This window comes from Microbacterium sp. BH-3-3-3 (genome assembly GCF_001792815.1).
Classification (GTDB): Bacteria; Actinomycetota; Actinomycetes; order Actinomycetales; family Microbacteriaceae; genus Microbacterium.
The window spans coordinates 2435313-2454849 of the sequence record NZ_CP017674.1 but is presented as its reverse complement, the minus strand read 5'-3'; the positions used below and the strand labels follow the sequence as shown (position 1 = coordinate 2454849).

Annotated in this window: 16 protein-coding genes; 3 read left to right on the top strand and 13 right to left on the bottom strand. The window is 71.8% G+C overall.

Annotated elements, in window-relative coordinates; translation table 11 throughout:
- Positions 1-32 precede the first annotated feature (32 nt).
- Complete coding sequence (locus BJP65_RS11270; protein WP_083285824.1) at positions 33-2261, top strand: glycosyltransferase family 2 protein; 2229 nt, start codon at positions 33-35, stop codon at positions 2259-2261.
- Positions 2258-3817, top strand: coding sequence for a chitinase (locus tag BJP65_RS11265; RefSeq protein WP_083285823.1), 1560 nt, complete (start codon positions 2258-2260; stop codon positions 3815-3817). Before BJP65_RS11270 ends, BJP65_RS11265 begins: the two co-directional genes overlap by 4 nt.
- Here the strand turns inward: BJP65_RS11265 and BJP65_RS11260 are convergent.
- From BJP65_RS11260 to BJP65_RS11250, 3 genes are all read right to left on the bottom strand, one after another.
- Positions 3789-5927, bottom strand: a complete 2139-nt coding sequence (locus BJP65_RS11260) for a sensor histidine kinase (protein WP_070409211.1) — start codon at positions 5925-5927, stop codon at positions 3789-3791. The two genes, BJP65_RS11265 and BJP65_RS11260, sit on opposite strands and share 29 nt — an antisense overlap.
- Entirely contained in the window at positions 5920-6300 is a 381-nt protein-coding gene (locus BJP65_RS16880; RefSeq protein ID WP_219811345.1) for a helix-turn-helix domain-containing protein, read from the bottom strand. Before BJP65_RS16880 ends, BJP65_RS11260 begins: the two co-directional genes overlap by 8 nt.
- Positions 6301-6609: 309 nt before the next feature.
- Complete coding sequence (locus tag BJP65_RS11250) at positions 6610-8019, bottom strand: lipocalin-like domain-containing protein (RefSeq protein ID WP_083285822.1); 1410 nt, start codon at positions 8017-8019, stop codon at positions 6610-6612.
- Between the two features lie 196 nt (positions 8020-8215).
- Here BJP65_RS11250 and pgm point away from each other — a divergent pair, with 196 nt between their 5' ends.
- Positions 8216-9862, top strand: coding sequence for a phosphoglucomutase (alpha-D-glucose-1,6-bisphosphate-dependent) (gene pgm, locus BJP65_RS11245; protein ID WP_070409209.1), 1647 nt, complete (start codon positions 8216-8218; stop codon positions 9860-9862).
- Between the two features lie 717 nt (positions 9863-10579).
- Here pgm and BJP65_RS11240 read toward each other — a convergent pair.
- From BJP65_RS11240 to BJP65_RS11195, 10 genes are all read right to left on the bottom strand, one after another.
- Positions 10580-11623: an NAD(P)-dependent alcohol dehydrogenase gene (locus tag BJP65_RS11240; RefSeq protein ID WP_055940535.1), complete on the bottom strand. Its 1044-nt coding sequence runs from the start codon at positions 11621-11623 to the stop codon at positions 10580-10582.
- Positions 11624-11737: 114 nt separating this feature from the next.
- Positions 11738-12361 carry a bifunctional 4-hydroxy-2-oxoglutarate aldolase/2-dehydro-3-deoxy-phosphogluconate aldolase gene (locus tag BJP65_RS11235; RefSeq protein WP_070409208.1) on the bottom strand — a complete coding sequence of 208 codons (624 nt, stop codon included), beginning with the start codon at positions 12359-12361 and terminating at the stop codon, positions 11738-11740.
- The gene (locus BJP65_RS11230; protein ID WP_070409207.1) at positions 12348-13286 is read right to left on the bottom strand and encodes a sugar kinase; all 939 of its coding nucleotides are present in this window, start codon (positions 13284-13286) and stop codon (positions 12348-12350) included. The genes BJP65_RS11235 and BJP65_RS11230 overlap by 14 nt, the downstream gene beginning before the upstream one ends.
- A complete protein-coding gene (kduI, locus tag BJP65_RS11225; protein WP_070409206.1) occupies positions 13286-14131 on the bottom strand; it encodes a 5-dehydro-4-deoxy-D-glucuronate isomerase in 846 nt (281 codons plus the stop codon). Before kduI ends, BJP65_RS11230 begins: the two co-directional genes overlap by 1 nt.
- 52 nt (positions 14132-14183) lie before the next feature.
- A complete protein-coding gene (gene kduD / locus BJP65_RS11220; protein WP_070409205.1) occupies positions 14184-14948 on the bottom strand; it encodes a 2-dehydro-3-deoxy-D-gluconate 5-dehydrogenase KduD in 765 nt (254 codons plus the stop codon).
- The gene (locus tag BJP65_RS11215) at positions 14945-15808 is read right to left on the bottom strand and encodes a fumarylacetoacetate hydrolase family protein (protein WP_083285821.1); all 864 of its coding nucleotides are present in this window, start codon (positions 15806-15808) and stop codon (positions 14945-14947) included. The genes kduD and BJP65_RS11215 overlap by 4 nt, the downstream gene beginning before the upstream one ends.
- Positions 15802-16983 (bottom strand): glycoside hydrolase family 88 protein, encoded by a 1182-nt coding sequence (locus BJP65_RS11210; protein ID WP_070409204.1) that lies wholly within the window; start codon positions 16981-16983, stop codon positions 15802-15804. Before BJP65_RS11210 ends, BJP65_RS11215 begins: the two co-directional genes overlap by 7 nt.
- A gap of 17 nt (positions 16984-17000) precedes the next feature.
- Positions 17001-17672 (bottom strand): ferredoxin-NADPH reductase, encoded by a 672-nt coding sequence (locus BJP65_RS11205; protein ID WP_070409203.1) that lies wholly within the window; start codon positions 17670-17672, stop codon positions 17001-17003.
- Between the two features lie 3 nt (positions 17673-17675).
- Positions 17676-18593: a carbohydrate ABC transporter permease gene (locus BJP65_RS11200; protein WP_055832913.1), complete on the bottom strand. Its 918-nt coding sequence runs from the start codon at positions 18591-18593 to the stop codon at positions 17676-17678.
- A complete protein-coding gene (locus BJP65_RS11195) occupies positions 18593-19531 on the bottom strand; it encodes a carbohydrate ABC transporter permease (protein WP_055832911.1) in 939 nt (312 codons plus the stop codon). The genes BJP65_RS11200 and BJP65_RS11195 overlap by 1 nt, the downstream gene beginning before the upstream one ends.
- Positions 19532-19537: the final 6 nt, after the last annotated feature.

The window sequence follows — 19537 nt, the reverse complement described above, 5'->3', positions numbered from 1 at the left end:
CGCGCCGGATGCCAGGGAGAGAGACACCCGTCATGCGCCACACCTCTACCGACGCCCGCGTACCCCGGAGGCAGGGCGGGACCGACCGCGACCCGCGTCCGCAACCGGTCACCCACCCGCGCCCTTCGCCCGGCCGCATCGCCCGTGCCCGTCTGGCGCTGGTCGCGTGCATCGTGCTGTGGGTGCTCTACCTGGCCACCGTCGTGGTCGCGCTGTCGCGCGGCGGTGCGCTGGTCGACGCCGAGCAACTGGTGACGACGACGGTGTTCCTCGTGTCGGTGACGTTCCTGACGCTGTCGGCGTGCATGTACCTCCTCGCCCGCTCGGGTGCCCTCCCGCGCCTGGCCGCTCACCGTCGGGTGCGGCGCATCGACCTCGACGAGCACTTCTCCGGACGCGAACCGCGAATGACCGCGCTCCTGCCCTCGCGCGCCGAGGATCCGGCGCTGGTGCGCATGGGGCTGTGGTCGGTCGCGTTGCAGGAGTTCCCCCGCCTGAACGTCGTGCTCCTGCTCGACGACGACGTCGATCCCGTCGACGACGCGGCGCGCCTCGACCTCGAGGGATGCCGCGCCCTCACCGACGAGCTGACGAGCGCGTTGCTGCCCGTGTTCACCCGGGTGGATGCCGCCGCGGCCCGCGCCCGAGACGAGTCCCTCTCGTCTGCCGAGGTCACCGAGCTGGCGATGCGCGAGCACGCCGCGTGCGCCCAGTGGCTGCGCGCGCAGGCCGACGCCGCACCCACCCGCACGCACGTCGAGGTCTTCTTCGCCGAGGAGGTGCTGCGACGACTGGCCGATGACCTCGATGCGACGGCGGCGGCGCTGCGGGAGGCCGCCGACAACGGGGCGGCTCCCCTCGAGCGCGATCGCGCGGCGCAGGTGCTCGAGCGTCTCGTGCGCGTGTTCCGCGTCGAGGCCAGCACGTTCGAGAGGCGGCGGTACGCCTCGCTGTCGCACGCGGCGAACAAGGCGATGAACCTCAACTCCTACCTCGGACTGATCGCCGGCCGCTATCGCGAGACCGTGATCGCGGGCCGGCTCGTGCTGGAGGATGCCGGCGAGGGACCCGCCGACCTCGAGGTGGCCGCGTGCGACTTCGTGCTCACCCTCGACGCCGATTCGATGCTGCTCCCGGGCTACTGCGCCCAGCTCGTGCACCTGCTCGAGCAGCCCGAGAACGCGCGGATCGCCGTCGCCCAGACGCCGTACAGCGCCTACCGGGGCGCACCCACGCGGCTGGAACGTCTGGCCGGTGCGACCACCGATCTTCAGCACATGGTGCACCAAGGGCTCACCGCGTTCGATGCCACGTTCTGGGTCGGGGCCAATGCGGTGCTGCGGTGGGAGGCCGTGCAGCAGCTCCGCCGGGTGAGCATCGACGACGGCATCCCGGTGGTGCGGTTCATCTCGGATCGCACGGCGATCGAAGACACCGAGTCCTCGATCGACCTGGCCGCGCACGGCTGGTCGCTGGTGAATTACCCGGAACGCCTGAGCTACAGCGCCACCCCGCCCGACTTCGGCACGCTCGTCATCCAGCGGCGCCGATGGGCCGACGGTGGGCTGCTCATCCTGCCGAGGCTCCGCGCCCTCATCCAGCAGCGCCGTCGCGAGGGGCGCCCGGTGACGCTGGCCGAGAAGCTGCTGCGCACCAACTACCTCGGCTCGGTGGCCTGGGTGACGCTGGGGCTGATCGCCGTGCTCACGCTCTATCCGATGAACGGCCAGCTGGTCACCCTGCTGCTGCTGCTCATCGCCGTGCCGTACTTCACCGAGATGGCCTCCGACCTGCACGCGCTCGGCTACCGGCGCCGCGACGTCGTGGCGATCTACGGTCTCAATCTGCTCCTGCTGCCGGTCAACCTGGCGGGCAGCATCGGCTCGGTGGCGCAGGCTCTGAGCGGCCGCAAGGCGCGCTTCGCCCGGACGCCGAAGGTGGCCGCGCGCACCCGCGTGCCGGCGCTGTACCTGATCGCCCCGCTCCTCATCGCCCTCGCCGCCGCGGCGATCGGGGTGCGCGCCGCGTACGTCGACGCCTGGGGGACGACGGTGTTCGCCGCCTTCACCACCCTGTCGATCGTGTGGGCCCTGCTGCGGCTGGTGGGGGTCGGACACACCGTGTCGGATCTGTGGTTCGCGTGGATGGACTGGATCTGGGTCGCCCCACCCGCGGAGGCACCGGTCGCTCCCGTCGCCGCCGATCGCTGGACCGCCGTTCTCGACGACGGCCCCCGCGAACTCGTCGGGGCCGCATCGTGAGCCCGGTGACGGCTCGGGCGCGGTCGCCGTTCGCGGGTCGGCGCCTGTCGTTCGCGCGGCTCGCGATGAGTGCGATCGTCGCGGTCGCGCTGAGCGGCGGCGTCGCGGCCGTGGCCGTGCTGCCGACGCTCCCGACCCCGGTGGACGGAACGCCGACCACCGACCGATGGTTCGCCGGCTACTACGACGTGACGCTCGACTCGGGCGATCAGCTCGCACGGAGCGGGATGACCGAGGGCCCCGGCGGCGTGGTGCTCGCCTTCGTGGTCGCGGCGGGCGACGAGGACTGCACCCCGACGTGGGGGAAGGCGTACACCCTCGACGACGCGGCGGACCGCTTCCAGCTCGACCGTCGCGTCGAGCGCGTGCGACGCGAGGGCCGCCCCCTGGCCGTGTCGTTCGGCGGTGCGGCGAACTCCGAGCTCGCCCTGGCCTGCGACACCGTCTCGTCGCTCGCCGACGCGTACCGCGAGGTGATGGAACGCTACGGGGCCGATGTGATGGACCTCGACATCGAGGGCGACGCCCTCGACGACGAGGCGGCGACCGCGAGACGCAACGCCGCGGTCGCCCAGCTGCAGCAGGAGCGCACCGCAGCCGGGCGACCGCTCGATGTGTGGCTCACCCTCCCGGTGGCTCCGGACGGTCTCACCGACCGGGGGCTGACGCAGATCACGGAGATGCTGAACGCGGGGGTGAACCTGGCCGGTGTGAACGCCATGACCATGGACTTCAACGCCGACGACCGCAGCGTGTCGACGTCCGACCTGGCCATCGGAGCCCTCCGGCAGACGGCCGCGCAGGTCGCCGACGTCTGGCGCGCCGCGGGGCGCGACCTGCCCCCGGGCGGCGCCTGGGCGCTGCTGGGCGCCACCCCGATGATCGGTCAGAGCGACATCGAGCGCGAGGTGTTCACCCTCGACGACGCACGCGCCCTCGAGACGTTCACCACGCAGCAGGGCGTCGCCCGCATGTCGCTGTGGTCGCTGAACCGCGACCGCACCTGCGGCAGCAACTACCCCCGCCCGAAGGTCGTGTCGACGTCGTGCAGCGGGGTGGAGCAGGCGGGCGAGAGCTTCGCCGGCATCCTCGGGGCGGACCGCGACGGCACCCCCTCGGGTCGACCGGCTCCGCAGGAGGAGTGGCCGATGATCGCCGACGACGCGGACACGAGCCCCTTCCCGGTGTGGTCGTCGCAGTCGTTCTACTCCGCCGGCGTCTTCGTCGTCTGGCACGGCTCGGTGTACGTCGCGAAGTGGTGGAACGAAGACGGGGCGGTCCCCGACGACCCGACTCTGGATGCCGCCGCCTCGGCCTGGACGTATGTCGGCCCCGTCCTGGCCGACGACGTGCCCTTCGCCCTCCCCGAGCTGCCCGCGGGCACCTACCCCGACTGGAACGTCGACGCGCTGTACAACCAGGGCGACCGCGTGCTGTACGACGGCAGCGGGTACGAGGCGCGCTGGTGGTCGCGCGGCCAGCGTCCCGACCGTTCGGTCCTCGACCGCGACTACTCGCCGTGGAAGCTCATCGAGGCACCGGCGGAGGCACCGTGAGCGCACCGTCGAACAGCGACACGCGCCCGTCGACGGCGATGCTGGCCTGCATGGCACGGTGGGGCGGATGAAGCCGGCCCACCACGTCGCGCCGGGCTTCGCCGACGGCCGCCGTCATCCACGCGAGGACCGCGACCAGCACCTGCTCGTCGACGACCTCGCCGCTGTCGTCGAGCAGCACCACGTCGACCCCGCGACCGCGCGCCGCGCCCACCGCGGAGCGCAGCGGCTCTCGCGACAGGCCTCCGGCGCGCAGTTCGTCGCGCAGGCGCCCCTCCCAGGCCGCGTACTCGCGGCGCTGCTGCTCTGAGGCGGGACGAGCCGCACCGATCCGCTCCATCAGCGGCACCACCGTCTGCACGAGCTCGTCGGTGCGCCGGCTCAGCTCGACACGGGCCGCCCGCGACCAGCTCTCGTTCTCGGCGGCGATCACGGCCTCACGGTGCAGCGCCGCGATCCGCCGCCGCATCCGCGCGACGACCAGGAGCATGGCGACGGCGACGACCACGATGACCGTGGGGCGGGCCGCCAGCTGCACCGTCTGGCCGACGGGGGCGCCGTCGAGAACACCGCGCGCGGCGATGACGACCGCGATGAGCAGCGCTCCCCCCATCGCGGTTCCCGTCCGTCCGCGCAGAGCCAGCACGACCAGGAAGAACGCCAGGGCCACCACCGGCCAGAGCGGACCGTACGAGAACGGAGCGGTCCACACCGCCCCGACGGTGCCCCCGACGACCACGGCGGTGATCGCGGCCGCACGCGGCCACGACGGTGTCGCCCATCGCACGCTCCACATCAGCGGGGTGGCGAGCAGCACGACCGCCAGCAGCACGGCCTGCCGCGCCCACGACTCGGGGGCGGCGAGGGCGGCGGCGACGGCGCAGAGAACCTGCAGCGCGACGAAACCGGCGGCGAGGAGCACGAGGGCGCGCCCGCGCGGACGACCCTCGGCGGCGGCATCCATCTCGGGTCCGGGATCGGGCCGGTACCGCAGCACCACCCGGGTGCCCTTCCCGTGACCCGACTGCACCTCGGCGCTGCCGCCGTTCACACGCGCCATGCGCCCGACGATGCTGTGCCGGATGCCGAGGCGATCGGCGGCGATGTCGGACACCTCGAATCCCGCACCCTCGTCGGCGACGACCACCTCGATCGTCGCGTCGTGCACCGTGAGGGTCACGGTTCGCGACGCGTCCTCGGCGTGCCGGACGGCGTTGCCGAGCGCCTGTCGACACGCACCGACGATCGCCTCGCGCACGGGGTCGGACACCTGCACCGGGCCCTCCACGCGCGCGGCGAACAGCGCGTCGTGACGACGCGCCTCACGGGCGAGGGCGGCTTCCAACGGCCACGAGTCCTCGGATTCCTCGTGCGACAGACGCGTCACCATGAGCGCGGCGCGACGGGCCTGGGCGGCGAGGCGGTCGAGGGGGACCGCCACGGCCGACGCGGCCAGCGACAGGGTGGCCAGCACCTCGTCGTGCACGAGCGCGGCGGTCCGGGTGCGCGCGGCCAGTCGCCCGCGCTCCGCCGACTCGCGCTCGCCGGCCTCTCGGCGCGCGGCGGCCGCGGCATCGAGACCGCGTCCCGACGAGAGCACGAAGCCCCCGAGCGCGCAGATGACCGCCGCCGTGAGAAGCGCATGGGCGTCGTTGACGACACCATCCAGGTCGAACCCGCCGAAACGCAGGCGGTAGACGACCCCGGCGACCGCCGCCAGCGCCACGGTCACCCAGCCCAGCCCCGGGCCCGCGGCGACGAGGGCCGCGGCGACCCCGGCGCTGGAGGCGGTGAGCAGCCAGGGCATGCGATCGACCTGCCCCGCCTCGGCGGCCACCGGGAACAGCGCCACGACGGCCAGGTACGACGCCACGGCGGCCCCCGCGCCCGCGCGCAGCACCCGCTCGTTCAGCAGGGGAGCCGCGAGCGCGAGCACGACCGTGAGCGCCGCCGACCACCACGCCATCGCGTGGAACCAGAGGGGCAGACCGCGTTGCTCGCCGCTCGCGAGAAAGCCGAGGGTCACCACGGCCACCGCCGTCACCAGGAACCCCGAGGCCCCGGCGATCACCCGACGAGCGGCGAGCGAACCCGCGTGGAGGTCACCCACGGCGAGGGCGGGGGACGTATCCGTCTTCCACCCCGCGTTGATACAGCTCGACCTTGGTCGCCGCCGGCCGACCCACCAGCTGATACACGGCGCGGATCCGCCGCAGGTGATCGTTGACGGTGTTCTCGGAGATGAACAGCTGAGCGGCCACGTCGCGGGCGCCGAGACCCGAGGCGTAGAGGCCGAGCACCTGACGTTCCCGCTCCGTCAGGGGGGCGCCGTCGAGCAGGGGGTCGGTGTCGAGGGCCGACGCCCACTCGGTGGTGGCGACATGATCGCCGCGCGCGGCGGCGACGATCGCGGCGAGCAGAGCCGTCGACGGGGCGGACTTGCGCACGATGCCGCACACATCGCTGCGCGAGGCCGCGCGCACGAGGAAGGGGTCCTCCCCGAGGTGAGCACGAGCACGTGAGCGCCCCAGCGGCGGATCGCCGCGACGTTCTCGCCCGGCGAGGAGTCGTCGCGCAGGCTCAGATCGAGCAGCACCAGCTCCGCGTCGCACGCGCGCGACACGAGGTGCGAGACCGTCGGGGCGTGGCGGGTGAAGCGCAGACCCTCGGCGCCGGCGAGCAGTCCCTGCATCGCGAGGGCGACGAGTTCGTGGTCATCGACGACCGCTACGCGCGCGACGTCCACTTCAGTCATGGCACGAGTATGTCTCACCCGAACATCGGCGCCGTGTCTAGAACGCCTGCTCGATCCACGCGTCTCCCGAGACGCTCTCGCCGAGGAAGGTGCCCGTCGGTTCGGCGGTGCCCTCGTAGATCGGCGCGCCGCTCGCCGAGAACTCCTGGTCCTGGAGCCGCGTCGAGATCAGCATGTCGGCGTCGAACGACGGGATCTCCACCCGGAACTGCTGCGCGTAGCTGTTGCCGGTCGAGGGGCTCGTCCACAGCTCACCGACCGGGGTCATCGTGCTGGCGACGTAGTAGATCTGACCGTCCGGTTCCTGGATCGTGGCGAACGCGTCGACCGACACCCCGATCTCGGGCTTGTACCCCTCGCCGATCATGCCCGCGGTCGACAGCGTGTACCCGTTGTCGAGCTGGATGTCCTGCAGCAGCCAGCGCACGCGGGTGTCCGACGAGTTGCCGCCGAAGAACCCGTACTCGTGGTCCATCCAGGTGGTGCCGGTCACCTCGAAGGTCTCGCCCCCGAAGGTGATGGTGCCGGATGCCTTCAGCCGGGTGAAGGAGAAGTAGTAGTTGTCCTTCTTCAGGCTCTGGCTCGTCGCGCTGGGCTCCACGCCCGTTCCGAAGACGAACATCGGTCGACCCTGCTGAGAGAACGTGAGGTCGAACTCGACCTCGTCCAGCGTCTTGGCGTCCTGGAGGACGGCCGTCACCGAGATGTCGCGCGTCGGGTCGGCTTGGGGCGCCGTCATGACGACGGAATGCCGCACGGCCACGGCGGTGGCCCCCGAGCCGCCGCCTCCGACGAGGGTCACGGTCGGGGTGGTCGTGTACCCCGAGCCGGGCTTGAGCAGGATGATCTGGGTCACTCCGCCCTCGTCGTCGAGGATCGCGACGGCCGAGGCCCCGGTGCCGTCACCCTCGAAGTGGACCGAGGGCGCCTCGGTGTAGCCGGAGCCGGTGTTCGTGACGCTGAACCCGCCGACGAGCCATGTCGGATCACCGAGTCGCGCGTACCACGGCTTCGACGGGTCGCCCTCGGCCCAGGTGTGGACGTCGAACACCCCGATGGGCGTCGGGCCGTAGACCTGCGTGCGCTCGTAATGACGGTCGCCCTGCACGTCGCTCAGCGAGATCTGCGACATGCCGAAGTGCTGGCCGGTGAAGGATGCGGCGTTGATGTCGAAACCGAACACGCGGTCGCCCGCCCGGAGCGTCCCGATGTGCCACCACCACTCGGTCGGGGCCCCCGCGTGCCGGTACATGTCCTTCGGCAGGCTGAGGACGACGTTCTGCTCGGGGACGGGAGCAGGCTTCATCGTCCCCTTCCACAGCGGGTTGTCGGGAACGGGGACCGACGGTGCGGTCACTCCGCTCGGTTTCCCCTTCACGATCGCCACGATCGCCGCCACGACAAGTCCGATCCCGACGAAGCGGGCCCCCCACGACATACGTCTCATGGTCGGAGTGTAGTGACGACGGGTGTCGAGTGGGGTGTCGGTCTGTGGCGGCGCGATTCGACCGCCCCCTCACCGTCGAACGGGCCCGGCGGCGAGCGTCGTGCGCACGATCGGAAGCGGTGCACCGAGCAAGGGATTCCCGCAGAATTGCGTCACGGCGTGTGCGCATGTCGGACGCAGCGGGCAGACTGGGCGCATGAGCAGTCGCGCAGGGAAGCCCGCAGAGGCATCCGATCTCATCGACATCGACGAACTGATCGCGGCGTATTACGACCGCAAACCGGATGCCGCGGTGCCCGAGCAGCGCGTCGCCTTCGGCACCAGTGGTCACCGGGGCTCGTCGCTGAGCACCAGCTTCAACGAAGACCACATCCTCGCCACCACCCAGGCGATCGTCGACTACCGCGCGGCGCAGGGCATCACGGGGCCCCTGTTCCTCGGCCGCGACACCCACGGACTCTCGCTGCCCGCCGAGCGCAGCGCCATCGAGGTGCTCGTCGCCAACGGCGTCGACGTGCGCGTCGATTCCCGCGACGCGTGGGTGCCGACGCCCGCTCTCAGCCACGCGATCCTCGCCTACAACAAGGGCCGCGCGGCCGACGACCCGGGCCGCGCCGACGGCATCGTCGTGACCCCCTCGCACAACCCTCCGCGCGACGGCGGCTTCAAGTACAACCCGCCGCACGGCGGCCCCGCCGACACCGACGCCACCGGCTGGATCGCCGACCGTGCGAACGAACTGATCGCCGCGGGCCTGTCGGGCGTGCAGCGCACTCGCCACGCCGACATCGACCTCGAGAACCTCGGCCAGTACGACTTCCGCGACGCGTACGTGCGGGATCTGGCATCCATCATCGACATCGACGCCATCAAGAGCGCGGGCGTCCGCATGGGCGCCGACCCGCTCGGCGGGGCCTCGGTGGAGTACTGGGCGCTCATCGCCGAGGTGTACGGCCTCGACCTCACCGTCGTGAACCCCGAGGTCGACCCGACCTGGAAGTTCATGACGCTCGACTGGGACGAGAAGATCCGCATGGATCCCTCGTCGCCGTCGGCCATGGCCTCGCTCGTCGCCGCGCGCGCCGACTACGACATCCTCACGGGCAACGACGCCGATGCCGACCGCCACGGCATCGTGACGCCCGACGCGGGACTGATGAACCCCAACCACTACCTGGCTGTCGCGATCGACTACCTGTTCTCGCACCGTCCGGGCTGGCCCGCCGACGCCGCGATCGGCAAAACGCTCGTGTCGTCGATGATCATCGACAAGGTCGCCGCCTCGCTCGGCAAGACGCTGCTCGAGGTGCCCGTGGGCTTCAAGTGGTTCGTGCCGGGGCTGCTCGACGGCTCCGTCGCCTTCGGCGGCGAGGAGTCGGCCGGGGCGTCGTTCCTGCGCAAAGACGGCACGGTCTGGACCACCGACAAAGACGGCATCCTGCTGTGCCTCCTCGCCGCCGAGATCCTCGCCGTCACCGGCAAGACGCCGTCGCAGCGGTACGCCGAGCTCGAGGCCGAGTTCGGCGCCTCGGCCTACCAGCGCGTCGATGCTCCCGCGACGCCCGCGCAGAAGTCGACGCTGTCGAAGCTGTCGCCCGATGCCGTGAGCGCCACCGAGCTGGCCGGCGAGCCGATCGTCGCCAAGCTCTCGCACGCTCCGGGTAACGGCGCGGCGATCGGCGGCCTCAAGGTGCAGACCGAGTCGGCCTGGTTCGCCGCGCGCCCCTCGGGCACCGAAGACGTCTACAAGCTGTACGCGGAGTCGCTGCGCGGCGAAGACCACCTGCGCGAGGTGCAGGAAGAGGCCCGCGCGGTCGTGTCCGCCGCTCTCGGCCAGGCCTGACGCGCGAGAAAGCGGCGTCGCCCTTCGGGGCGGCGCCGCTTTCTCGTGCTGCTCGCGGGCCGGGGCACGTCGCGGGCCCGGGCGCGTTGCGGGCCGGGGCGCGTTGCGGGCCGGGGCGCGTCGCGGGTCGGGGGCGCGTCGCGGGTCGGGGGCGCGTCGCGGGTCGGGGGCGCGTCGCGGGTCGGGGGCGCGCGGGTCGGGTGCGCGTCGCGGGTCGGGGTTGCGCCCGGGCCGGGGCGCGTCGCCGGCCGGGGTTATGGCATCCATAAACGCTATTCCTGCGCATAAACACGACGCCTGCGCGTTTGTGCGCAGGAAGAGCGTTTATGCGCGGGTGGCCCGGGCCGCGCGCGGGGGGCCGGGGCCCGCACGCCGGAGGGGGCGAACAAAGGCGTCTGCCGCGCGTGCCCGCGACGGGATGCCGCGGCCCCGGCGCTCCGCGGAGAGTCGCGGGCCGGGCGCGTCGCGGGCCGGGGTTATGGCATCCATAAACGCTATTCCTGCGCATAAACACGACGCCTGCGCGTTCATGCGCAGGAAGAGCGTTTATGCGCGGGGGGCCGGGGCCCGCGCCGGTGGCCGGGGCCCGCGCGCGGGTGGCGCGGGCCCGCGCGCCGGAGGGCGGGGCGAACAAGGGCGTCTGCCACGCAGGCGTGCCCGAGACGGGATGCCGCGGCCCCGGCGCTCCGCGGAGCGTCGGGGCCGGGGCGATCGGGATCAGGACGCGAAGGTCGCCGCGTCGATGACGAAGCGGTAGCGCACGTCGCTCTTCAGCACGCGCTCGTAGGCCTCGTTGATCTGGTCGGCCGAGATGACCTCGACCTCGGGGGCGATGCCGTTCTCGGCGCAGAAGTCGAGCATCTCCTGGGTCTCACGGATGCCGCCGATCGACGAACCGGCGAACGAGCGACGGTTCGTGAACAACGTGAAGACCTGGATGGGCAGCGGCTCCGGCGGGGCGCCGACGTTGACCATCGTGCCGTTGAGCGTGAGCAGTCCGAGGTACTTCTTCAGCTCGAGGGGGGCGCTGACGGTGTTGACGATGAGGTCGAAGGTGTTCTTCAGCGTCGCGAAGGTCTCTTCGTCCTTGGTCGCGTAGTAGTGGTCGGCGCCCATCTTGAGGCCGTCGTCCTTCTTGCTCAGCGTCTGCGAGAGCACCGTGACCTCGGCGCCCATGGCGTGGGCGATCTTGACGGCCATGTGGCCGAGACCGCCGAGGCCGACGATGGCGACCTTCTTGCCGGGGCCGGCGTTCCAGTGGTTCAGCGGCGAGTAGGTCGTGATGCCGGCGCACAGCAGCGGGGCGGCCTTGTCGTAGGGAATTGACTCGGGGACGCGCAGCACGAAGTGCTCGTCGACGACGATCTTCTCGCTGTAGCCGCCCTGCGTGATCGAGCCGTCGACGTCCTTACCGGCGTACGTGCCGATGTTGCCCTTCTCGCAGTACTGCTCCTCGCCGGCGAGGCAGTTGTCGCACTCGCGGCACGAGTTGACCATGCAGCCGACGCCGACGCGGTCGCCGACCTTGTGCGAGGTGACCTCGGAGCCGATCTCGGCGACCGTTCCGACGATCTCGTGGCCCACCGTCAGGGGGTAGGGCACGTCGCCCCACTCGCCGCGGATGGTGTGGATGTCGGAGTGGCAGATGCCGGCGTAGGCGATGTCGATCAGGACGTCCTTCGGGCCGACGTCACGACGCTCGATGGTCGTGGGCTCGAGGGGCGAAGTCGCGGACGACGCCGCGTAGGCGTTGACGTGCATGGGTCTCCTCAGGAGGGGTCGATGCGGATGCTTCCATCCTCCCCCGGGCACGCCGAGGTCGGCGCGGGCTTGCACGGATGTGCGCGAGGTGCCACGCGCGGGGGCGGTGGGGGGCTAAGACGGGCGGGTGAGCAGGGTGGCGAGGCGCGGGAGCTGCGCGGGGTCTTCGAGCGCTGATCCGACCGCGGCGACGCGCACCCCGGCATCCAGGAACTCGGCCGCGTTGCCGGCGTCGAGTCCCCCGGTGGCCACGAACCGCACGTCGGGGAACGGCCCGCGGATCACGCGGAACCACGCCGGACCCAGCCACGAGGCGGGGAACGCCTTGAGCCAGCGGAGCCCCAGCGACACCGCGAGCTGCACCTCGCTGGGCGTCGCCACCCCCGGCAGGACCGGGATGCCATGCGCCCGCGCCGCGGCCACCACGGCCGGGTCGAGGCCCGGTGAGACGAGGTACGCCGCGCCCGCGGCCTGGGCGACGGGCACCTGCGCCGGGTCGACGATCGTGCCGGCGCACACGCGCAGCCCGCGCTCGGCCGCGGCGGCGCACACCGCCCGCAGCGCCTCTTCGTCGGCGGGGGTCTGGAGGGGCACCTCGACGGCGTCGATGCCGAGGTTCCACGCGGTGGCCGCCACCGCGAGCGACCGCTCGCGGCCCATGCCGCGCAGGATCGCCATGAGTGGGGCTCCCGCGAACCGGGCGTCGAAGAAGGCGGTGGTGTCGTCAGCGGGAAGCATGGTCGCTCCGATCGAGAGTGCGAAGAGTGGATGCCGGCAGGGCGGCCGTGTCGTGCAGGGAGTCGCCGAGGGTGCGCAGGGTCAGTGCCGCGCGTTCGTGTCCCGCGGCGAGCCGATCGGCGACCCCGAGCCCGCGGGAGCGGGCGGCGAGGTACCCGCCGGCGAAGGCGTCTCCGGCCCCCACCGCGTCGAGCACCTCGACCCGCAGCGCCGGGACGAACGTGCGCGCCTCGCCGTGGAAGGCCGTGGCGCCGACGTCGCCGTCTTTCACGACGAGTTCCGCGACGCCGTCGAGAAGCGCCCGCACGTCGCTGTCGCGCGGGGTCGCCCACAGCGTCTCGGCCTCGTCGCGGCCGACGAAGACGACGTCGGCGGCCGTTGCGAGGTCGGCGAGGACGGGGCCCGCGTCCGCCGCCGACCACAGCGCCGCGCGGTGGTTCACGTCGAAGCTCACCGTGACCCCGAGCGCACGCGCCCGCGCCATCGCCGCGACGAGGAACGCCCGGGCGGACGACGACAGGGCGGCGGTGATCCCCGAGACGTGCAGCACGTCGACCCCGTCGAGGGCCAGGTCGTCGGCATCGTCCTCGGCGAGGGCCGAGGCCGCCGACCCGCGGCGGTAGTACCGCACGCCCCGGCCCGGGTCCTTCACGTACAGCCCGGTGGGGCGGTCGGGGTCACGAACGACCGACGCCGCGTCGACGCCCCGAGCGGCGACCTGCCGCTGCACGCGATCGCCGAGGGCGTCGGCGCCGAGGCGACTGTGCCAGCGCGCCGTCATCCCGAGGGCGGCGGCGTGGGCGGCGACGTTCGATTCCGCCCCGCCCGCGTCGACGAGGAAGGCCGCGGCATCGACGACCCCTCCCCCATCGGAGGGCGCGAGCATCGCCATCGTCTCGCCGACGGCGAGCAGCACCCCCGTCATCAGCGCAGGTCGGTGATGGGCGCGGCATCCATGTCGTCGAAGGCCTGGTTCTCGCCCGCCATCGCCCACACGAACGAGTACGCCGCCGTGCCGACACCCGAGTGGAGCGACCAGCTCGGCGAGATGACGGCCTGGCGGTCGCCCACGATGAGGTGACGGGTCTCGTCGCGCTCGCCCATCAGGTGCACGACGCGGGCGTCGGCGGGCACGTCGAAGTAGAGGTAGCACTCGGTGCGCCGGTCGTGCGTGTGGGCCGGCATCGTGTTCCACATCGAGCCCGGGTGCAGCTGGGTCACGCCCATGACGATCTGGCAGCTCTGCACGCCGTTCTCGTGGATGTACTGGTTCAGGGTGCGACGGTTGCTCGTGACCTGGTCGCCGAGCTCGCGCACCGTTCCCTCACCGGGCGACACCAGCGCCGCGGGGTAGCTCGTGTGCGCGGGCGCCGAGAAGAGATAGAACTGCGCCCCGTCGGCGTCGGTGCCCGCGTCGGCGAACACGACGTCGCGGATGCCGCGTCCCAGGTACAGGCACGCACCGGTGACGAGCTCGTACACCTCGCCGTCGGCGGTGACGGTGCCGGCCCCGCCGACGTTGACGATGCCCACCTCGCGGTGCTCGAGGAAGTACTCGCTGCGGATCTCGGGATAACCGGTGAGGGGCAGCGGAGCGCCCGCCGGCACGGCACCGCCCAGCACGATGCGGTCGTGGTGCGTGTAGGTCAACCGCACCTCGCCGGCGACGAAGAGGTCGTCGATGAGGAAACGCTCGCGCAGGTCGGCGGTGTCCATGCCGGGGATCTGCGCGGGGTGGGTCGCGTAGCGCTGGGGGATGGAGGCGGTCATGCGATTCTCCTGGGGTTCGGGGTCGGGAAGGCGAGGGGCGGAGCGGGCGGTGTCAGCGCACGAGCCAGCCGCCGTCGACGGGGATCACCGTGCCGGTGACGTAGGCGGCGGCATCGGAGGCGAGGAACACGAACGCGCCCTGCAGGTCGCCCGGGGTCCCCCAGCGTCCGGCGGGGATGCGCGCGAGGATCGAGGCCTCGCGGTCGGCGTCGGCGCGGATGGGGGCGGTGTTGTCGGTCGCCATGTAGCCCGGGGCGATCGCGTTGACGGTGACCCCCGAGGCCGCCCACTCGTTGGCGAGCGCTTTGGTGAGTCCCGCGACGGCGTGCTTGGAGGCCGCGTAGCCGGGCACGAGGATGCCGCCCTGGAACGACAGCATCGAGGCGACGTTGACGATGCGCCCCCAGCCCTGCGCGATCATGCGACGGCCGGCGGCCTGCGAGAGGTGGAACACGGCGTCGAGGTTGACGGCGAGCACGTCGTCCCAGTCGGCGGCGCCGTGCTCGGCGGCGGGGGCGCGGCGGATGGTGCCGGCGTTGTTGACGAGGATGTCGACGCGGCCGAGGACGTCGACCGCCTCGTCGATCGCCGCGGCGAGCTCGTCGCGTGTGGCCGAGACGAAGTCGCGGTGCACGGTGTGCACGCGCCGACCGAGCCCGCGAGCGAGTTCCGCGGTGTGCTCGGCGTCGCCGCGGTCGATGAGCACGAGATCGGCGCCCGCCTCGGCGAGCGCAAGGGCCGCGCCCTGGCCGAGGCCGCGGCTCGAGCCGGTGACGACGGCGACGCGGCCGTCGAGGCGGAAGGTGTCGAGGATCATGCGGGTGCTCCCGAGGGTGAGGTGAAGACGGTGGTCAGCTCGCCGATCCCCGCGACGCGCACGGTCACGGCGTCGCCGGGGGCGAGCGGTCGGTGCGCGGCTTGTGCGGCGGCCAGCTTCTGCGGCGTGCCGGTCGAGACGACGTCGCCGGGCTCGAGGGTCAGCACCTGGCTGAGGTAGTGCACGACGAAGGCGACCGAGAAGATCGTCGTCGCCGTCGACTGCGACACGGTGACCTGCCCGTCGCGCACGACCTCGACAACGAGGTCCTGCGGGTCGATCTCGTCGGCGGTGACCATCCAGGGCCCCAGCGGCGCGAACCCGTCGAAGCACTTGCCCAGCGCCCACTGGCTCTGTCGGCGCTGCCACGACCGGTCGGACACGTCGTTGAGCAGGGTGTAGCCCGCGACGTACGACAGGGCGTCGTCGAGCGGCACGCCGTGCGCCCGTCGGCCGATGACGACGGCGATCTCCCCCTCGTAGTCGACGTCGTCGGCCACGGCGGGGATCACGACGGGATCGGCCGGACCGCCCAGCGTGTTCGCCGTCTTCACGAACACGTCCGGCGTGGCCGGGTCGTCGGCGGTGGGGTCGACCCCGTCGGGCACGTGCCCGCGGTAGTTGTACCCGAGGCACAGCAGCGAGCGCGGCACCACCGGCGCGCGCAGCGCCGAGGGGTCGAGCGGCGGCAGGGTCTCGGCATCCGCGGTGGCGACGAGATCCCGGATGCCGTCGAGCTCGGCGAACAGCTCGGGCAGCGGCCGGGGGCCGAGGTCGAGCAGGCGGTCGCCGGAGCTCGCCGACAGCACGGCGATCGAACGCTCACCGCCGTCGGTGGCGACCCGCGCGAGCCTCACCACACCGGCCGCCAGTCGGGACGGGCGGCGCGGGCGAGCGCCTCGAAGTAGAAGTAGTCGCCCCAGAGGGTGCCCTCGTCGACTCCGACGTTCTTGGGCAGGTCGTAGACGCTGTGCAGCAGCACCGTGTCGGCGTCGGCGGCCTCGGCCGGGGTGTAGCGGGCGATGAGCGAGGTCAGGATGCGGTCGGCCGCCGCGCGCCACCGTTCGGCGTTCGCGGGATCGGCGGCGGCGAGCTCGTACAGACCGCACACCGCGATCGCCCCCGCCGAGCTGTCGCGGGGGGCCTCGGCGCCGTCGTTGTAGACGAGGTCCCAGTAGGGCACGTCGTCGGCGGGGAGGTGCGCGAGGAAGTACTCCGCGCACGTGCGCGACGCGGCCAGCAGCGAGTCGTCGCCGGTCGCGCGGTGGTTCAGCGCGAAGCCGTAGATGCCCCACGCCTGCCCGCGCGCCCAGCACGAGTCGTCGAACGCCCCCTGCTCGGTCGCCCCGCGCAGGGGCTCGCCCGTCGCGGCATCCCAGTAGAAGGTGTGGAAGGTCGAACCGTCGGGCCGCAGGATGTGTCGACGCAGCTCGGTGGTGTGCCGGGCGACGACCTCGCCGAAGCGGGGATCGCCGGTCTGCTCGCCCGCCCAGGTGAGCAGCGGCATGTTCATGAGGCTGTCGATGATCGTGCGTCCGCGCTGAGCGGGGTCGGCGAGGTTGCCCCACGCCTGGATCACGCCGGCCGACGGCAGGTACCGCGACATGAGGTCCTCGGCCGCCGAGAGCGCGGCGGCACGGGCGTCCCCCGCACGCTCGTCGTCGGCGAGCAGGCGCGTCGGGGCCACGCACGACAGCGTGTACAGGAACCCCAGGTCGTGCGTGTCGAGGTCTTCCTCGTCGCGCACGCGGCGGCCGAAGTCGGCGGCGTGCGCGAGGGCCGCGTCGCGGAAGTCGGCGTCGCCGGTGAGGTCGAAGGCGATCCACTGCATGCCCGGCCAGAAGCTGGTGGTCCACCCGCGGTTGGCGCCCTCGTCGAATCCGGGCACCGCCGGTCGCAGGTCGTACCGGTTGTCCCGGGTGGTGTCGTCGGGGTAGCGCGTGCCGAACGCGGCGATGTTGGCCCGGATCGTGGCCAGCACCTGCGCGATGGCGCGGTCGGTGTCCACCCGCGCGGTGGGAGGGGAGGTCGTCATTCGGGGAATCCTTCTGATCAGACGGCGACGGTGGCGTCGGCCGGAAGCACGGGGCGGAGGGCGAAGCGGGCGTTGGCCCAGACGAGGTACAGCGCGGGCGCGGCGGTGAGGCCGAGAGCCAGCGCGGGCGAGGTGGTGAACAGCACGGCCTGCCCCGCGAGCACGAGCAGGCTCACCGCGCTGAGGTACCAGCGGCGCACCGCCAGCACCGCGGCGGTCGAGAGCAGCACGCGCAGCGGCGTACCGGGGGCCTCGACGAGGGCGGTCAGCGCCACCGGCGTCGTCGCGAGGGCGAGCAGCGCCACCGTCGCGCAGAGGGGGACGACCACGACGGCCCAGGATGCCGCCGACACGGCGCGCACGTCGACCACGACGATCGCGAGCACCACCGCGACGAGCGCGCCGATGACCAGGGCCTTCGGGGCGCTGGCGCGCCACCCCGCCCAGAAGGTGCGGATCACCCGTCCGTCGCCGAGGCCGTGCGCGCGGAAGGCCGTCAGAGCCCCGGCGAGGGCGGGCGCGGCGAGGGGAGCGGCGATCGCCAGCAGGGGCCACGACATCACCGGGTCGGTGGTGAGCAGCAGGAACACCAGGGGCGCGCAGCCGATCAGCAGCAGCAGATTGACCATGAGCCCGAGGTAGACCGTCGAGAAGATGTTCGCGTAGGTGTCGTGAGAGATGCGACGCATGGCTCAGCCCTTCATTCCGCTGGTCGCGATGCCCTCGACGAAGTACTTCTGCCCGAAGAGGAACACGATCGCGATCGGCACGACCGACATCGTCAGACCCGCGAACAGCAGGGCGTAGTTGGCGTCGTACAACGTGCTGACGAAGCTCTGCAGCCCGAGCTGGATGGTCCAGAGGTCGGGGCTGCGCAGGTAGATCAGCGGCCCGAGGTAGTCGTTCCACGTGCCGACGAAGGTCAGCATGGTGAGGCTGGCGATGGCGGGGACCGACAGGGGCACCATGATGCGCGCCCAGATGCCGTACTCGCTGAGGCCGTCGAGACGCGCGGCCTCGGAGAGGTCTTCGGGGATGGTGTCGTAGTACTGCTTCATGAGGAACACCCCGAAGGCGCCGAACGCCTGGATGAGGATGATCGCCCAGAGGGTGTTCGAGACCTTGGCGTTGGAGAGCAGGATGAACTGCGGGATCATGTACGACTGCCACGGCACGGCGATCGTGCCGATGTACACGAGGAACAGCACGTCGCGTCCGGGGAACCGCATGCGCGAGAAGCCGTAGGCGGCGAACGAGCCCGTCAGCACCTGCAGGAAGGTCACGACGACCGCCAGCACGAGGGTGTTGCGGATCCACGTCAGCATGCCGGACTGCGTCCAGATGTCGATGTAGTTGCTCCACACCCACGTCTCGGGGAACCACTTCACGGGAGCGCTGAACACGTCGTTGGGCGTCTTCAGCGAGCTCATGATCATCCAGAAGAACGGCATGAGCAGCGCTGCCGCGGCGAGGATCATCACGGCGTAGCCGACGATGCGCCCCACCCGGCGGACGGGTCGCGCGGAGCCGGCGACAGGTCGGCGACGCGGCGGCTTGGCGCCGGCCGTCACGAGCGTGCGGGTCGCGTCGGGAACGAGGAGATCGGTCATCAGGCGTCCCGCTTCTTGTTGAGGAAGAACTGCACCAGGGTCACCACGATGCACAGCAGGAAGAGCACGATCGAGGCCGCCGAGGCGTACCCGAACTGGTTCTCCTGGAAGCCCTTCTGGTAGATGAACTGCGAGAGCACGAGCGTGGACTGCCCGGGCCCGCCCTGGGTCATCACGAGGATCAGGTCGAAGATCTTGAACGAGTTGATGGTGAGCATCACCGTGACGAAGAACGTGGTCGGCCGCAGGCACGGGAGGGTGACGTTCACGAAGCGCTGCCAGACGTTGGCGCCGTCGACGCGGGCCGCCTCCTGCAGCTCGCGCGGGATGGTCTGCAGCCCCGCGAGGAAGAGGATCATGTAGTACCCCATGTCGCGCCAGGTACTGATGATGACGACGGCGGGCATGGCCCACTCCGACGAGGTGAGCCATCCGGGCGGGTTCTGCAGCCCGAAGAAGCGCAGGATCTCGTTGATGGGGCCGTACTCGGGGCTGAAGAGCAGGTTCCACACCACGGCGATCGCGACGATCGAGGTGATGTAGGGGAAGAACGCCGCGGTGCGGAAGAACGCGACCCCGCGCAGCTTGTTGTTCAGCAGCAGCGCGAGTCCCAGCGCGACGATCATCGTCAGCGGGATGTGCAGCGCCGCGTAGTAGAGCGTGTTGAACAGGGCGATGCGGAAGCTGCCGTCGCCCAACAGTCGCTCGAAGTTGGCCAGGCCCACGAACGCCGACGAGCCGAAGACGTTCCAGTTCGTCATCGACATGTAGAACAGCGTCACGACGGGCACGAGCGTCAGGGCGGCGAAGCCGAGGAAGTTGGGGAGGATGAAGCTCCACCCGATGAGGGTGCTGCGCAGCGTCAGCCGCGAGCGGCGTCGCTCGCCGTGACGCCCGGTCTTCGGCGCCCGCGGGCGCGTGTCGGCGATGGTCGCCATGGTGTC

Coding starts and splice junctions, on each gene's coding strand:
- BJP65_RS11270 (WP_083285824.1), top strand. CDS start 33: ATGCGCCACACCTCTACCGACGCCCGCGTACCCCGGAGGCAGGGCGGG.
- BJP65_RS11250 (WP_083285822.1), bottom strand. CDS start 8,019: ATGAGACGTATGTCGTGGGGGGCCCGCTTCGTCGGGATCGGACTTGTC.
- pgm (WP_070409209.1), top strand. CDS start 8,216: ATGAGCAGTCGCGCAGGGAAGCCCGCAGAGGCATCCGATCTCATCGAC.
- BJP65_RS11240 (WP_055940535.1), bottom strand. CDS start 11,623: ATGCACGTCAACGCCTACGCGGCGTCGTCCGCGACTTCGCCCCTCGAG.
- BJP65_RS11235 (WP_070409208.1), bottom strand. CDS start 12,361: ATGCTTCCCGCTGACGACACCACCGCCTTCTTCGACGCCCGGTTCGCG.
- BJP65_RS11230 (WP_070409207.1), bottom strand. CDS start 13,286: ATGACGGGGGTGCTGCTCGCCGTCGGCGAGACGATGGCGATGCTCGCG.
- kduI (WP_070409206.1), bottom strand. CDS start 14,131: ATGACCGCCTCCATCCCCCAGCGCTACGCGACCCACCCCGCGCAGATC.
- kduD (WP_070409205.1), bottom strand. CDS start 14,948: ATGATCCTCGACACCTTCCGCCTCGACGGCCGCGTCGCCGTCGTCACC.
- BJP65_RS11210 (WP_070409204.1), bottom strand. CDS start 16,983: ATGACGACCTCCCCTCCCACCGCGCGGGTGGACACCGACCGCGCCATC.
- BJP65_RS11205 (WP_070409203.1), bottom strand. CDS start 17,672: ATGCGTCGCATCTCTCACGACACCTACGCGAACATCTTCTCGACGGTC.
- BJP65_RS11200 (WP_055832913.1), bottom strand. CDS start 18,593: ATGACCGATCTCCTCGTTCCCGACGCGACCCGCACGCTCGTGACGGCC.
- BJP65_RS11195 (WP_055832911.1), bottom strand. CDS start 19,531: ATGGCGACCATCGCCGACACGCGCCCGCGGGCGCCGAAGACCGGGCGT.